This window comes from Streptomyces sp. NPDC028907, from assembly GCF_055564995.1.
In genome coordinates this window covers 130,407-146,681 of sequence record NZ_JBVHVE010000016.1, presented here as the reverse complement: position 1 = coordinate 146,681, position 16,275 = coordinate 130,407, and the positions used below count along the sequence as shown (strand labels likewise).

Here is a 16,275-nt window from a genome sequence, read left to right as displayed (position 1 = left end):
ACGACCCTGAGACGACCCTGAGGTGCGGCCCCTACTGGTCGCGGAACTCCGGTGTCGGCCGATGCGTGATCAACGGGCCGGGCTCCGCACGAGCAAGATACCCCGCCGAACGGATGGTGACCCAGGTCACACATCAAGTCAGCCCGGCGGTCGCCCAAGTGCTGTACCCTCGGCCACTCGATGCGAGTAGTCAAATTTGAGGAGTGTCGCAGAGCTGTGCCGAGGCTTCCCGACCCAACATCGTCCGAGATCTCCGAACTGGCCTATTGCTGTGCCGTCTTCGTGCCCGGCGATCCGGCTCGCACCGGCCGGGTCGCCTTCTGGCGGGCGGACGGGGGCGCCGTGCCGCCCGTCGCGTGCGGATCCGTCGAGGAGATCGCTGTCGCGCTGCCCGGCGACGACGGTGTGGCCCAGGTGACCGTGTCGGCCGTTGTGCTTCCGGTGCGTGCCGCCCTGCCGGTCCTCACGCGTGCGCGTAGCACCGCTCAGGCGCACCGTGCGGGCGCCTTCTGGGGCGCGGCCGCCGTGCTGTCCCTTCGGCTCGTGGCACGCGGGCTGCTGCTGCCCGGCCTCTCGTCCGACGACCACGACGCCTGGCGCGCCGGACCTCTGCGGCCCGAGGACGTCGAGCAGGTCCGCGCCCTTGCCGCCGCGATGCCGCCCGAGGCGCACGCCCTGCCGTTGACTGGCGTGCGGCCGCTGCGGCTGCCGGACCCCGAGCGGCTGCTGCGGGCCTTCCTGGACGCAGTCGCCGATGCACTTCCCCGCTCGCCCGCGGCGGCGCTCGTGAGCAGCGGGCCCGCCTACGCCGTGCAGGAGCCGCAGCACGTGCCCGATCAGCGTGCGTGGGCCGCGGACGTCGCCGCCGGCCACGACGCGGGCGTACGACTGTCCCTGCGGCTCGAGGTCCCCGGCCTCGGCACGGCGGCCCCGGATGACGTGGCCCTGTCGTTCCGGGCGGTGCTGCAAGTGCACAGCGTGAGCGACCCGACGCTGGTCGCGGACGCCACCGACGTGTGGGCGGACTCCGGTGCCTTCGGACCGCGCGCGCGTATGGACGCCCTGCTGGCACTGCGCCGCGCGGCCCGCGCGTGGGCACCGCTCACACCGCTGCTCGCCGCGGCCGTCCCGGACACGGTGGAGCTGGCCGACGACGAGGTGACCGACCTCCTTCAAGAGGGCGCTCGGAGTCTCGCGGGAGCCGGCATCGACGTGCACTGGCCCAAGGAGTTGACTCACAGACTGACCGCCCGCGCGGTGATCGGTCCACCGGACGACGAGGCCGTGCCCGAAAGGGTCTTCTCCGACACACCGTCGCTCCTGTCCGCCGACGCGCTGCTCGCCTTCGACTGGTGGTTCGCCGTGGGCGACCAGCGGCTCACGCGCGAGGAGCTGGACCGGCTCGCCGAGGCGAACCGCCCTGTGGTGCGGCTGCGCGACCAGTGGGTCCTCGTCGATCCTCACGAGGTACGTCGCGCCCGCGCGCAGCAGGACCACAAGGTGACGCCCATCGACGCGCTCAGTGCCGCGCTGACCGGCTCCGCGGAGGTCGACGGCCACCAGGTCGAGGTCCAGGCCACGGGCTGGCTGGCGGCGCTGCGCGAGCGACTCGCGGACCCCGAGGGACAGGAGCCGGTGGGCCGACCCGCCGCCCTGGACGCCACGCTGCGGGACTACCAGCGGCGTGGCTTGAACTGGCTGGCCCGGATGACGTCCCTGGGCCTGGGCTGCTGTCTGGCCGACGACATGGGCCTTGGCAAGACGATCACGCTGATCGCGCTGCATCTTCACCGGCAGTCCGACGCCTCGTCGGCCGGCCCGACACTGGTGGTGTGTCCGACGTCCCTGATGGGCAACTGGCAGCGTGAGATCGAGAAGTTCGCGCCCGGCACGCGCGTGCGCCGGTTCCACGGCGCACGGCGCGATCTGGGTTCGGTGACGGACGGGGAGTTCGTACTCACCACGTACGGCACGATGCGCCTGGACGCCCGCCGCCTCGCCGAGGTGCCGTGGGGCATGGTCGTGGCGGACGAGGCTCAGCACGTGAAGAACCCGTACTCGGCGACCGCGCGGGAGCTGCGATCCATCGACGCACGCGCGCGCGTGGCGCTCACCGGCACCCCCGTCGAGAACAACCTCTCGGAACTGTGGGCGATCCTCGACTGGACGACGCCCGGTCTGCTGGGCCGCCTCGGCACCTTCCGCACACGCTATGCCCAGGCGGTCGAGGGCGGGCAGGACCCGGCCGCCGCCGAGCGCCTCACCCGACTCGTACGCCCGTTCCTGCTGCGTCGACGCAAGTCGGACCCGGGGATCGCACCGGAGCTTCCGCCCAAGACGGAGACCGATCATGCCGTGTCCCTCACCACCGAACAGGCGGGACTGTACGAGGCGGTGGTCCGCGAGACGCTCGCGGAGATCGCCGGAGCCGACAGCATGGCGCGGCGGGGCCTGATCGTGAAACTCCTGACGGGCCTGAAGCAGATCTGCAACCACCCGGCACAGTTCCTCAAGGAGGAGCGGCCGAGGATCGCGGGGCGCTCCGGAAAGCTGGAGCTGCTGGACGAGTTGCTGGACACGATCCTCTCCGCGGGGGCGGGTGTCCTCGTCTTCACGCAGTACGTGCGGATGGGACGCCTCATCGAAGAGCACCTGGCGGCTCGCGGCGTGCCCTCGCAGTTCCTGCACGGCGGAACACCCGTTGCCGAGCGCGAGACTTTGGTACGGCGCTTCCAGGACGGTGAAGTGCCCGTCTTCCTGCTGTCGTTGAAGGCCGCGGGCACCGGTCTGAATCTCACCCGCGCGGAACATGTCGTGCACTACGACCGCTGGTGGAACCCCGCCGTCGAGGCGCAGGCCACCGACCGCGCGTACCGCATCGGCCAGACCCGGCCCGTGCAGGTGCACCGGCTGATCGCCGAGGGAACCATCGAGGACCGTATCGCCGACATGCTGAGCCGCAAGCAGGAGCTGGCGGACGCTGTGCTCGGCGCCGGCGAGGCGGCACTCACCGAGCTGACGGACTCGGAGCTGGCCGATCTGGTGGAACTGCGAGGGGGCGCCCGATGACTGGACACGACGTTGACATGGAGCGGACGTTCGCCGCGCTCCCGCCCGCGCACGGACGCGGGTTCGCGCAGACCTGGTGGGGCCAGGCCTGGCTGAAGGCGCTGGAGGAGACGGCGCTGGACTCCGGGCAGCTCAAGGCGGGCCGCAGGCTCGCGCGCGGGGGCGCTGTCGGTGCGGTGTCCGTGCGTCCGGGGCGCATCACGGCTGTGGTGCAGGGGCGCGACCGTACGGCGCACCGGGCCGACGTGCTGCTGGAGGAGCTCACCGACGAGCAGTGGAACCGGTTCCTGGACATGGCCGTCGAGCGAGCCGGGCATGTCGCCGCGCTGCTGGACCGCGAGATGCCGCCGCACCTGGTGGAGGACGCGGCGGCCACGGGTATCGAACTGCTGCCCGGCATGGGCGATCTGGAGCCGGAGTGCGGCTGCGGTGCCTGGGACCACTGCGGGCACACGGCTGCCCTCTGCTACCAGATGGCACGCCTGCTGGACCAGGACCCCTTCGTACTGCTGCTGATGCGCGGCCGGGGCGAACGCGGCCTCCTGGACGACCTCCAGGCCCGCAGCGCGACACCCGCCGAAACACCGTCCGAACGGACGGCGTCGTCCGAACCGGAGGGCGTGGACGCCGCGGAGGCGTATGCGACCGGCGAGATCCTGCCGCCGCTGCCCGCTCTGCCCGAGCTGCCGGCCGAGCCGGGACTGCCTCCGTCCTTGGACACCGAGACCCCTCCCGCGCCCGGCGTCGACCCGGCCGCCCTGGAGTTCCTGGCCGCCGGGGCCGCCTCGGAAGCACACCGCATGCTCGCGGAGATTCTACGAACCGGACCGGAACAGCCTGTCGTCGGAGCGGAGTTGACGCTCCGCCAGGACGCCGTACGCCTCGCCGCCGGCTCCCCTGTCGCCGGTGTGGCGGAGCGGCTGGCCGAAGGTTCGGGACGGGGCCGGGAGGAGCTGGAGATCGCTGTACGCGCGTGGCGTCTGGGAGGCGTCAGCGCTCTGTCCGTGCTGGACGAGGAGTGGACCGTGGAGGGCGAGACGCTCGCACGCGCGCGTGCCGCACTCGAAGCAGCCTGGGACGACGACGAACGGCCGTCGCTGCGGGCGAAGGGCAACCGGTGGACGGTCGTCGGCGCGCAGAGGCAACTGCGCCTGGGGCGGGACGGACGGTGGTGGCCGTACCGCAGGGAACGGAGCCACTGGGTGCCCGCAGGAGGTCCTGCTCAGGATCCGGCGACCGCACTGGCCTCGGCGGACGCCGAGACCTTCGAGGAGCAGGGGTGAGGCCTGCGGAGCGGTGACGTCGGCTCGCCGAGCGCCCGTCGCCCCGTGTTCACCCAGCGGTCGCACGGCGTTGCGCGTGGGCTCCAAATCTGGCCGCTGTCAGTGAACTTGGTCCCTGGAGGCCCGATGTCCCCGCACCGCACTGGCCGGCGCCGTGCCCACCGTTTCGTCGCCGGGGGCGTGCCCCTCGCCGTGATCGCGGCGCTCGCTTCCGCCGGGCCCGCCGTCGGCGCCGGGGACCTCGACGGCGACGCCCACGTCGTGCGCACGGCGACGCTCGGCGACATCCCGCTCGGCCGCTTCAGCAATGCGCGTTCGACGGCCAGGGCAGGCTGGTCGACAGCGGTGTGGAGACTTCCGTGGTCCACGTGCGGTTGCCTCACGGGATCTGACCGCGGCGTCGAACTCACGGCACGCGTACGTGGCCGTCGAAGGGGCGGTACGCGCGCGTGCCGCCCCTTCGACCGTGCTGCTCCTGCCTGGCCGCGGCTACGGCAGCTCGTCCGCGAATGACGGCATAAGCGATTCGAGGTCGCTGGGAAGTCCGCTCGGCAGTTCCGTGGGGAACCCGGACGGGAGCGATGTCGGCAGTTCGCTCGGTAGCTTGCTGGGGAGCTCTGTGGGGATGCTGAAGGACGGCTTCGGCGAGCTGCTCGTGCTCTCGGCAGGTGATTTCTCGCCGGGTGAGTCCTCGCTGTCCGAGGCCACCAGGACCACGGCCACGACGGCTGCGACGGCGACGATCACGACGAGCAGGACGACCAGCGGACTGAGCCGGCGCCTCGGTCCACCGCCTCTGCCCGGAGGCTCCTGCGGAGACCAGCCACCGTACGTGGGCGGGTCACTGTCTCCTGGAGGCGGTCCGTAGCCTCCGGGCGGCGGTCCGAAGCCACCGCCTGGAGGCGGCGTGTCACCCGGCGGTCCTGGCGGTTGAGGCGGTACGGGCGGCATGGCCATACCGTCAAGGGTCGCCCCGTGACGGTCGGCGCGCGAGCCCCGCGCGGGAGTTGATACGGGCCCATGCCATGGATCGCACGGTTCCGGAATATTTCGCGTGAGAGACGGCCAGCCACTCGCACCGCGTGTGACCGGATTCCCGGCGCCCGAGGGCTCGGGCGGTCACACGCGGTCGGGTACGCGCGCGTGGCCTCAGCCGCGCGCGCCCAGCAGGTGGTCCATGGCCAGCTGGTCGAGACGCTCGAAGGCCATCCCGCGCGCCGCGGCCCCCTCGACGTCGAACTCCTCGAAGGCCGTGCGGTCGGCGAGCAGCGCCTTGAGGCCGTCCGCCGCAGTGGGCTGCGCGAGCTCGTCCAGGCGTGCGGCACGCAGTGCCTCCTGCACCTCCGGGTCGGCCCGGAAGGCAGCCGAACGCTCCTTGAGGATGAGGTAGTTGCGCATGCAGCCGGCGGCCGACGCCCACACGCCATCGAGGTCCTCGGTGCGCGGCGGCTTGAAGTCGAAGTGCTTCGGACCGGCGTAACCGGCGCTCTCCAGGAGGTCGACCAGCCAGAAGGCGGAGCGCAGGTCGCCGGCGCCGAAGCGCAGGTCCTGGTCGTACTTGATGCCGGACTGGCCGTTGAGGTCGATGTGGAAGAGCTTGCCCGCCCACAGCGCCTGTGCGATGCCGTGCGGGAAGTTGAGCCCGGCCATCTGCTCGTGGCCGACCTCGGGGTTGACGCCGTACAGCTCGGGGCGCTCCAGTCGCTCGATGAACGCCAGGGCGTGGCCGACGGTCGGCAGCAGGATGTCGCCGCGCGGCTCGTTCGGCTTGGGCTCGATCGCGAACCTCAGGTCGTAGCCCTGGGAGGTCACGTATTCGCCGAGGAGGTCGAAGGCCTCCTTCATGCGGTCCAGAGCGACGCGTACGTCCTTGGCGGCGCCGGACTCGGCGCCCTCGCGGCCACCCCAGGCGACGTACGTCTCGGCGCCCAGCTCGGCCGCCAGGTCGATGTTGCGGATCGTCTTGCGCAGGGCGTAGCGGCGCACGTCGCGGTCGTTGGCCGTGAACGCGCCGTCCTTGAAGACGGGGTGCGTGAAGAGGTTGGTCGTCGCCATCGGCACCTTCATGCCGGTGGCGTCGAGCGCCTCGCGGAAGCGCTTGATGTGCGCCTCGCGCTCGGTGTCGGAGGACCCGAAGGGGATCAGGTCGTCGTCGTGGAAGGTGACTCCGTGGGCGCCGAGCTCGGCCAGGCGCTGCACCGTCTCGACCGGGTCGAGGGCTCGGCGGGTGGCGTCGCCGAAGGGGTCCCGCCCCTGCCAGCCGACGGTCCACAGGCCGAAGGTGAACCTGTCATCGGGGGTGGGCTGGTAGCTCATGCCGCGGCTCCTTGCTTGCTGACGACTGCTTGCACGACTCGCTACGACTATTTCGTCATGGCGCTTTACAAATTAGTATGCCCACGCGTCCCTGGGAAGGGACAAGATGTCCCCGAAGGGGTGAGGTCCGGGTCGTGACACTCCGGGTGCCCTCGAAACAGCAGGTCAGATCCGGTAGAGCCGCGGAAAAGGGAGAGCCCGATGTCAGCAGCCGAGGGTCCGCTCGTAGTCGGCGTGGACACGTCCACCCAGTCCACCAAGGCGCTGGTCGTCGACGCGTCGACCGGCCGGGTCGTCGCGAGCGGCCAGGCACCGCACACGGTGTCCTCCGGGGCCGGCCGCGAGAGCGACCCGCGCCAGTGGTGGGACGCCTTGTGCGAGGCGCTGCGCCAGTGCGGCGACGCGGCGCACGAAGCCGCCGCGGTGTCGATCGGCGGGCAGCAGCACGGCCTGGTCACCCTGGACGACCGGGGCGAGCCGGTCCGTCCGGCCCTGCTGTGGAACGACGTGCGCTCGGCGCCGCAGGCCCGCCGTCTGACCGAGGAGCTGGGCGGCGCGAAGTTCTGGGCCGAGCGCACGGGCTCGGTTCCCGCCGCCTCCTTCACGGTCACGAAGTGGGCCTGGCTGGCCGAGAACGAGCCGGAGTCCGTCCGGGCCACCAAGGCCGTACGGCTCCCCCACGACTACCTGACCGAGCGCCTCACGGGACAGGGCACCACCGACCGCGGGGACGCCTCCGGCACGGGGTGGTGGGCGTCGGGGACGGAGTCGTACGACGAGGAGATCCTCGCGCGCGTGGGGCTCGACCCGGCGATGCTGCCCCGCGTGGTCCGGTCCGGCGAGGTGGCGGGGACCGTCCGCGACAGCCATGACCTGCCGTTCTCCAAGGGCACCCTGGTCGCGCCCGGCACCGGCGACAACGCCGCCGCGGCGCTGGGCCTCGGCCTTCGTCCCGGCATGCCCGTGCTCAGCCTCGGCACGTCGGGCACGGTGTACGCGGTGTCGCAGCGCCGTCCCGCCGACCCGACCGGCACCGTGGCGGGCTTCGCCGACGCCCACGGGGACTGGCTGCCGCTGGCGTGCACCCTTAACTGCACGCTCGCCGTCGACCGCCTCGCGACCCTGCTGGGCCTCGACCGCGAGGCCGTGGAACCCACCTCCGGCCTCACCCTGCTGCCCTACCTGGACGGCGAACGCACCCCGAACCTGCCGAACGCCTCCGGCCTCCTGCACGGTCTGCGCCACGACACGACCGCCGGCCAGCTCCTCCAGGCCGCCTACGACGGTGCCGTCCACGCGCTGCTCGGCGCCCTGGACCTGGTCCTGGACCAGGACGCGGACCGTTCGGCGCCGCTGCTGCTGATCGGCGGCGGCGCCCGGGGCACGGCCTGGCAGCAGACCGTACGGCGGCTGTCGGGACGTCCGGTGCAGGTCCCCGAGGCGAAGGAACTGGTCGCGCTGGGCGCCGCGGCCCAGGCGGCCGGCCTGCTGACCGGCGAGGATCCGGCGGCGGTGGCCCGGCGCTGGCACACCACCCGAGGGCCCGTGCTCGACGCCGTGGAGCGCGACGAGGAGACACTGGCCAGGATCAGCGGGGTACTCTCCGACGCGGCCCCGCTGCTGGAGCGGAGCCCCGAGGCGCATTGAGGACTGACGGAGGCATGACCGCACCGCTGCACGAGGCCCACCCGACCGGCGCGGGGCGCGCGCTGCCCAACACCCAGCAGGGCATGCGCCGCCGCAACCTCGCCAAGGTGATGCACACCGTCAGCGCCGAGGGCCCCCTCTCGCGTGCCGCCGTCGCCTCCCGCATCGGGCTGACCCGCGCGGCCGTGTCCACCCTCGTCGACGAGCTGATCCGCTCGGGGCTCCTGGAGGAGCTCGGCCCCGAGCGGCCCGGCCGGGTGGGCCGTCCCGGATCGGCGCTGGCCGTCAGCGGGCGCGGCCCGGCCGGGATCGGGGCGGAGGTCGGTGTCGACCATCTCGCGGTCTGCGCGGTCGATCTGCGCGGCGAGGTGCGGTCCAGGGCGGTGCGGCACGGCGCGAACCGGGGCCGGGACCCCGAGCCGGTGATCGAGGAACTCGGCGAGCTGGTACGCCGGGTCGTCGCCGACGCCGAGCGCGAGGGCCTGTGGCCCGCCGGACTGGCGGTCGCCGTGCCGGGTCTGGTGGCGCGTGACGCCCGCACCGTGGTCCGTGCCCCGAACCTCGACTGGCGCGACCGGGACCTCGGCGATCTGCTCTTTGTCGACTTCCCGCTGACCGTCGGCAACGAGGCCAACTTCGGCGCCCTCGCCGAACTCTGGCTCGGCGACGGCACGCCGCGTGACTTCCTGCATGTGTCGGCGGAGATCGGCATCGGTGCCGCGGTCGTGGTGGACGGGGGTCTGCTGCGTGGAACGCACGGTTTCGCGGGCGAGTTGGGGCATGTTCCGGTCCAGCCGGACGGACCCGGCTGTCCGTGCGGAGGACGCGGGTGCCTGGAGCAGTACGCCGGTGAGGAGGCGGTGCTGCGCGCGGCCGGGCTGGAGCCGGGCGAGGACCGGGTCGGACTGCTCGCGGGGCGTGCCGCCGAGGGCGACGAGGACGTACGGCGTGCCCTGCGCGACGCGGGAACGGCGCTCGGTATCGCGCTGACGGGCGCCGTCAATCTGCTGGACCCGGAGAGTGTGGTGCTGGGCGGTGCGCTGGCCGGGCTCGCCCCGTGGCTGCTGCCCTCGCTCGAGGCCGAGCTGGACCGGCGCACCGCCGGGCCCGCCTGCCCGGTGTCCGCGTCGAGGCTGGGTCCCGAGGGGCCGTTGCTGGGGGCCGCTCACTCGGTGGTGCGCAGCGTGTTGGACGATCCGATGGCGGTCGCGGAACGGGGCTGAATCCGGACTGGGGCGAGTCCGGTTACGGGCGGAAAGCCCATGCTCCAGGCCGAGTTCGCCCATGAGAGTGAGCGAGATATCCACAATCCCACGCCTGTCCACGGATCCCGGGCTCGCCCTTCTGCCCGACCCGCAGGCGCCGTACCTTGATTCACCCGAGGAGCAGCCGTCTTGGCACGGCGACGGGGGCACGAGGTCAACTCGGCGGGCCCCGCCCTCCAGCCGACCTCAACTCTGAAGGGCAGCACCCCTCTTGAACCACAAAGGACCACGCCCCAGCCGCCGCCGGCTCCTCCAGGGCACCGCCCTCGCCGCCGTCCCCTACGTCCTGCTCCCCGAATGGCGGGCCGGTGCGCACGTCCCCGGCCCGGACCACCCGCTCGCCGAGTGGCGGCCGGCCAGCACCGCGAACTACACGGCGGCGAACCGCCCGGTGACCCATCCCGTCGATCGAGTGATCATCCACATGACACAGACCACCTACACCAAAACCCTGTTCCTCTTCGAGAACCCCAAGAAGAGAGTGTCCGCGCACTACGTCGTGCGGTCGGCCGACGGACACACGTCCCAGTGCGTTCGCGAGTCGGACATCGCCTGGCACGCCGGGGACTGGGACCACAACACACGGAGCATCGGCATCGAGCACGAGGGCTGGGTGGACCGGTCCGGCTACTTCACCGACGTCATGTACGAGGCGTCCGCCCGGCTCACGGCGGCCATCTGCACGAGACACGGCATACCGAAGGACCGGGCGCACATCATCGGGCACTACGAGGTGCCGGGCACGGACCACACCGACCCCGGGCCGAACTGGGACTGGGCGCACTACATACGGCTGGTCAACGGCGTCTGAGGACTCGCATGGTTCGCGCGGCCGCACCCATGGGTCCCCGTCGTTCGGGTGAGCCGGGTCGAAAAGGTTGTCCGCGCGCGTACCCGGAGTGACGATGTCCCCAGCCGCATCGCCTTCCGGGGAGGCCGAGTTGAGCGATCCATGGGTGGCCCTGGAGCCGGGGGCCGACGCTGCCGAGCGGGTACGGGTACTGCGTCGTGCGCATGAGACGTTCACCGAGGTGGGCACGGTACCCAAGCCGGTGCGTGCCGTCGTCGCGGACTCGTGGCGGCGGTCCGCGCGGGCCGGGGTCGGTCCGGACGGGACGGCTAGCGTGGAGCTCGCGGACAGCGATCTCGGCGCCTATCGCGCGGAGCATCCGCTGGCACGGGTGATGCCGCTGTTCCGGGAGTTGCTGGGCACGTTCGCCGCCGACGGCGAGCATCTGCTCGCGGTGTGCGACGCGCACGGCCGGCTGCTGTGGGTCGAGGGCCATCCGACGACCCGGCGAAGGGCGGGAGGGATGAACTTCGTGCCGGGTGCGCGGTGGGCGGAGACCGCCGTCGGGACGAACGCGCCGGGCACGGCGGTGGCCGTGGACCGACCGGTGCAGGTGTTCGCGGCCGAGCACTTCATCCGCCGGGTGCAGCCCTGGACCTGTGCGGCGGCGCCGGTGCACGATCCGCGCACCGGGCGGGTGCTCGGGGCGGTGGACATCACCGGTGGGGACGGGCTCGCGCATCCGCACAGCCTGGGGTTCGTGCAGGCGGTCGCGCGTGCCGCGGAGTCCCATCTGGCGCTGCTCGCCCCGCAGTCGCCCGCCGCCGACGCCCTCGAGCTGAGCGCGCTGGGCCGGGACGAGGCGCGGCTGCTCATCGGCGGCCGGCGGGTCAGACTCAGTCGCCGGCACAGCGAGATCCTGGTGCTGCTGGCCCGCCACCCGGAGGGCCTGACCGGTGACGAGCTGCTGTGCGCGCTGTACGAGGACGAGTCGGTGACGCCCGTGACCCTGCGGGCGGAGCTGGCCCGACTGCGCCGGGTCCTCGGCCCCGGGCTGTTCGGGTCGCGGCCGTACCGGCTCACGGTGCCGGTCGAGTCGGACGTGGCGGTCGTCGAACGTCGCCTGGAGGCCGGTGCGATCACCGGAGCGGCCATGGCCTACTCCGGCCCGCTGCTGCCCGGTTCCCAGGCGCCGGCGGTGGTGCGGCTCAGGCGGCGCCTCGCCGACGGCCTCCGTGCGGCGCTGATCGCCCGTCGTGATCCCGACCTGCTGGCCGACTGGGCGCACGCCCCTTGGGGCGAGGACGACCTCGACGTATGGCGGGCACTCGCCGCCGTGCGCCCCACGTCGGCGGTGCGGTCGCGGCTCGCGGCGCTGGAGTGCGAGTTGTCGGCACCACCGCCCGCGTGGCGGCACCGCCCGGCGCACTGACCGCCCGCCCGGGCCCGCGCAACGTACTTGCAACCTCGCCGTTCCTAGCCTCGCGGCGAGAGCTGCCCAACGGCGGGCAGCGCTTCTTCGGGAGGCAGAGCAGCATGACCCGTTACGCGGCGCCCGGCACCGAGGGTGCGATCGTCTCCTACCAGGCGCGCTACGACCATTTCATCGGCGGTGAGTACGTGCCGCCGATCCGGGGGCAGTACTTCGAGAACCCGTCGCCGGTGAACGGGCAGCCGTTCACCGAGATCGCGCGGGGCACGGCGGAGGACGTGGAGCGGGCGCTCGACGCGGCGCACGCGGCCGCGCCCGCGTGGGGCCGGACCTCGGTGACCGAGCGCGCCGACATCCTGCTCAAGATCGCCGATCGGATGGAGGCGAACCTGGAGAAGCTGGCCGTCGCCGAGAGCTGGGAGAACGGCAAGCCGGTACGGGAGACGCTGGCGGCCGACATCCCGTTGGCCATCGACCACTTCCGCTACTTCGCGGGGGCGATCAGGGCGCAGGAGGGCTCGCTCGGCGAGGTCGACGACGACACGGTGGCGTACCACTTCCACGAGCCGCTCGGCGTGGTCGCGCAGATCATCCCGTGGAACTTCCCGATCCTCATGGCGACATGGAAGCTCGCGCCGGCGTTGGCCGCGGGCAACGCGGTGGTGCTCAAGCCGGCCGAGCAGACCCCGGCGTCGATCCACTATTGGCTGAGCCTGGTCGCGGACCTGCTGCCACCGGGCGTCGTGAACATCGTCAACGGCTTCGGCGTGGAGGCGGGCAAGCCGCTGGCGTCCAGCTCCCGGGTGGCCAAAGTGGCGTTCACCGGCGAGACGACGACGGGCCGGTTGATCATGCAGTACGCCTCGGAGAACATCACCCCGGTCACCCTCGAACTCGGCGGCAAGTCCCCGAACATCTTCTTCGACGACGTCTGGGCGGCGAACGACGACTTCCGGGACAAGGCCCTCGAAGGCTTCACCATGTTCGCGCTCAACCAGGGCGAGGTGTGCACGTGCCCGTCGCGGGCGCTGGTGCAGCGCGGCCGGTACGCCGAGTTCATGGAGGCGGCGGTCGCCCGCACCGAGCAGATCAGGACCGGACACCCGCTGGACACGGAGACGATGATCGGCGCGCAGGCCTCCAACGACCAGCTGGAGAAGATCCTCTCCTACCTGGACATAGGCCGGCAGGAGGGCGCCCGGGTCCTCACGGGTGGTGAACGCATCGAGCACGACGGTGAGCTGAAGGGCGGATACTACGTCCAGCCGACGATCTTCGAGGGTGACAACCGCATGCGGATCTTCCAGGAGGAGATCTTCGGTCCGGTCGTCTCGGTGACCTCCTTCGACGACTTCGACGACGCCATCAAGATCGCCAACGACACGCTGTACGGGCTCGGCGCGGGCGTGTGGACACGGGACATCAACACGGCGTACCGCGCGGGCCGCGCCATCCAGGCGGGCCGGGTGTGGACCAACTGCTACCACGCGTACCCGGCGCACGCGGCGTTCGGCGGGTACAAGGGGTCCGGGATCGGGCGTGAGACGCACAAGATGATGCTGGAGCACTATCAGCAGACGAAGAACCTTCTGGTGTCGTATTCGCCGAAGAAGCTGGGCTTCTTCTAGAGCCCCAAGTGGGTTGTCCGGGGGCACTGTTGCCCGCCGGGCAACCCCAGCCGGGCCCCGCCACCGGCGCCGCTGGCCGCCGAACTCGGCCCGCTCTCGGCCATCGACAGACAGCAAGGTTCCAACGCGGCTTCGCCTCACCCGGTATCTCCGCCCGCCGCCGCTCTGAATCGTGTGCGTACCGTTCGTCAGAGCCGGGGCGCTGCCGCATCCGCCGCCGCCACCGGACGACAGATTGATCTTCTGCCATCGCTGGTTGGCGCCGCCCCAGTCGGAGTACTGGACGACGTTGCCGCCAAGGCGGTGGAGGCGCCCTGCACCTCCACCGCCTTGCCGCTGTTGCGATGACCAGGACATACCAGGCGTTGGTGTCCACCGTCGCCGCCTCGGCGGGCGCCGGATTCACCGCAGCGAGCATGCCGATCGCGAGGGTCGCCGCCACCACGGCGGCGCCCCGGGATCACCAGCGATGTCTTCATGGAGGGTCGAGGGAAGCCACACCGTGGGTCTTCATCGATCCACTCTTATCGATCCACCCTTCTGTTTTAGGCAGGTCCCATCAGGTGCGGGTCCAGCGTTGGTTACTGCCGTTCGAGCAGGAGTAGAGCTGGATCAGGGTGCCGTTGGCGGTGCCGCCTGCGACGGCGTCGAGGCAGAGGCCGGACTGGACTCCGACGATGGATCCGTCGGAGTTGAGGCGCCATTTCTGGTTGTCGCCGCCCCAGCAGCTGTAGATCTGGACTTTGGTGCCGTTGCTGGTGCCGGCGGCGTCCAGGCACTTGCTGCCATAGACCCTGAGCTCGCCGGCCGCGGTGTACGTCCACTGCTGGTTGGTGCCGTTGTGGCAGTCCCACAGGTGGAGCTGGGTGCCGTCAGTGGTACTGGTGCCGGGCACGTCCAGGCAGCGGCCTGAACCGACCCCCTTGATCGGTCCGGAATCCGAAGGGGGCGTGGAGGAGCCGCCGTTGAGTGCGTTGAGGACGGCGGTGTAGGCGGGCTTCTTGCTGCCGTCGCCGTTGAACAGCAGCGGCGTGTGCTCCGGTCGCCAGGAGTCGGTGTCGCGCACACCCCAGACGGTGATGCCGAGGCAGCGCGGGACGGCCAGGCAGTCGTTGGTCACGTTGGCGTAGGTCGTGGCCGGGGCGCCCTGGATGTCGAGTTCGGTGATGGCCACGTCGACGCCGAGGGCGGCGAAGTTCTGCAGGGTGGTGCGGAAGTTGCTGTTGTAGGGGCTGCCGCTGTTGAAGTGCGACTGGAAGCCGACGCAGTCGATCGGCACGCCGCGCTGCTTGAAGTCCCGGACCATGGCGTACATGGCCTGGGTCTTGGCCCACGTCCAGTTCTCGACGTTGTAGTCGTTGTAGCAGAGCTTGGCGGCCGGGTCGGCGGCGCGCGCGGTGCGGAAGGCGACCTCGATCCAGTCGTTGCCGGTGCGTTGCAGGTTGGAGTCGCGCCGGGCTCCGGAACTGCCGTCGGCGAAGGCCTCGTTCACGACGTCCCACTGGGCGATCTTGCCCTTGTAATGGGCCATCACGCCGTTGATGTGGCTGATCATCGCCTGGCGCAGCGCGCTGCCGCTGAGGCTCTGCATCCAGCCGGGCTGCTGGGAGTGCCAGGCCAGGGTGTGGCCGCGCACCTGCTTGCCGTTCTGCACCGCCCAGTTGTAGACGCGGTCAGCGGCGGTGAAGTTGAACTGGCCCCGCTGGGGTTCGGTGGCGTCGATCTTCATCTCGTTCTCGGCCGTCACCGAGTTGAACTCGCGGTTCGCGATCGTCGTGTACGCCGAGTCGCCCAGCCTGCCCGAGGCGATGGCTGTACCGAAGTAGCGGCCGCTCTGTGCCGCCGCGGCGCCGAGGGTGCTCTCCGCGGCGTGTGCGGTCGGCGGCGCGACCAGTGCGGTGACCACACCGAGGACGCCGACAACCAGCGCCAACAGCAGGCCGCGGATCTTCCGGCGGACAGCGGGTCTGGGAAGGGCATACGAGCCCATAACTGTGCCTCCAAGGTAGAAATCACGGAAGGACTGAAGCGCAGGGGAATGCGTCGTCCGCTCCCACACGGCAGACGGACGGGGCGGGCCAAAACCCGGGCAGCACGGAATCACCGGACACCGCGGTCATGGGACCGGGACGATCTCAACCGGCACGAACGGCACCCGGTCGGCCGTCGGGTGACGTACAGCGGGCGGCGGCGGTGTTTCGACGCAGGCATGGGGCACTCCATCGCGGCTCAGCCGGGGGGACCGCCACGCGGCGTCGCGCACCTCTCCAACTGCGCGAAGAGGCCAGGATGCGCTGGTGCGAACCTCACCGGAACGTGACGGGGTGGCGCAGGTGCTTTGGTGCGCGGATCTGTCGTGCAGCTGTGCGCGGATCTTCTGTACAGCACAGATTGCCCAGGGCCGACGTGGTTCGACAGGACTATGGCCGGGCTCTCAGACAGGGAAGGTTGAGGTATTGACGATGGATAGTCAACACTCTCTGCAGAATAAGTTTCGATTCTGTGCCCGAAACATTCGGAACCCGCCGAGCCGGACGGCGAACCCCCGGCGCCGCTGTCGACGGATGCCCGTAGAGCCAGGGCCTGGAGCTTTATCGCGAACTCCGGAGTGCTTCCGGTCGGCGCGACAACTCGTCAAGCCCAAAGGGGAGGCGCTGTTTGTGGACAGATCGACGACAGACCTTGACCAGAGGGCCCCGTATTCCTAGCTTGTGGCGTCAAGCATTCGGGAATTCTTCGAAACATTTCGAGATGGTTCCCCTGGTCCCCTGGTCCCCTGGCCCCCTGGCCCCCGGCACGTCCGCTCCGCGGTTCATCGGGGTCACCTCACCCCTGCCCTCCAAAG

9 protein-coding genes are annotated in these 16,275 nt (G+C 71.1%); 7 read left to right on the top strand and 2 right to left on the bottom strand.

Annotated elements, in window-relative coordinates; translation table 11 throughout:
• Positions 1–180 precede the first annotated feature (180 nt).
• Entirely contained in the window at positions 181–3,069 is a 2,889-nt protein-coding gene (locus ACZ4UU_RS37175) for a DEAD/DEAH box helicase (RefSeq protein WP_471907830.1), read from the top strand.
• Positions 3,066–4,352, top strand: coding sequence for an SWIM zinc finger family protein (locus ACZ4UU_RS37170; protein ID WP_471907829.1), 1,287 nt, complete (start codon positions 3,066–3,068; stop codon positions 4,350–4,352). Before ACZ4UU_RS37175 ends, ACZ4UU_RS37170 begins: the two co-directional genes overlap by 4 nt.
• Before the next feature lie 1,149 nt (positions 4,353–5,501).
• Here the strand turns inward: ACZ4UU_RS37170 and xylA are convergent.
• Positions 5,502–6,668: a xylose isomerase gene (gene xylA, locus ACZ4UU_RS37165; protein ID WP_471907828.1), complete on the bottom strand. Its 1,167-nt coding sequence runs from the start codon at positions 6,666–6,668 to the stop codon at positions 5,502–5,504.
• Positions 6,669–6,869: 201 nt separating this feature from the next.
• Between xylA and xylB the strand changes: the two genes are divergently transcribed.
• The 5 genes from xylB (at position 6,870) to exaC (ending at position 13,430) form a co-directional block, all read left to right on the top strand.
• The gene (gene xylB, locus ACZ4UU_RS37160) at positions 6,870–8,315 is read left to right on the top strand and encodes a xylulokinase (protein ID WP_471907827.1); all 1,446 of its coding nucleotides are present in this window, start codon (positions 6,870–6,872) and stop codon (positions 8,313–8,315) included.
• A gap of 14 nt (positions 8,316–8,329) precedes the next feature.
• A complete protein-coding gene (locus ACZ4UU_RS37155) occupies positions 8,330–9,538 on the top strand; it encodes an ROK family protein (protein ID WP_471907826.1) in 1,209 nt (402 codons plus the stop codon).
• Between the two features lie 253 nt (positions 9,539–9,791).
• Positions 9,792–10,391, top strand: a complete 600-nt coding sequence (locus tag ACZ4UU_RS37150; protein ID WP_471907825.1) for an N-acetylmuramoyl-L-alanine amidase — start codon at positions 9,792–9,794, stop codon at positions 10,389–10,391.
• Between the two features lie 94 nt (positions 10,392–10,485).
• A complete protein-coding gene (locus ACZ4UU_RS37145) occupies positions 10,486–11,802 on the top strand; it encodes a GAF domain-containing protein (protein WP_471907824.1) in 1,317 nt (438 codons plus the stop codon).
• Between the two features lie 104 nt (positions 11,803–11,906).
• The gene (gene exaC, locus ACZ4UU_RS37140) at positions 11,907–13,430 is read left to right on the top strand and encodes an acetaldehyde dehydrogenase ExaC (RefSeq protein WP_471907823.1); all 1,524 of its coding nucleotides are present in this window, start codon (positions 11,907–11,909) and stop codon (positions 13,428–13,430) included.
• A gap of 559 nt (positions 13,431–13,989) precedes the next feature.
• Here the strand turns inward: exaC and ACZ4UU_RS37135 are convergent.
• Entirely contained in the window at positions 13,990–15,420 is a 1,431-nt protein-coding gene (locus tag ACZ4UU_RS37135) for an endo-1,4-beta-xylanase (protein ID WP_471907822.1), read from the bottom strand.
• Positions 15,421–16,275 lie beyond the last annotated feature (855 nt).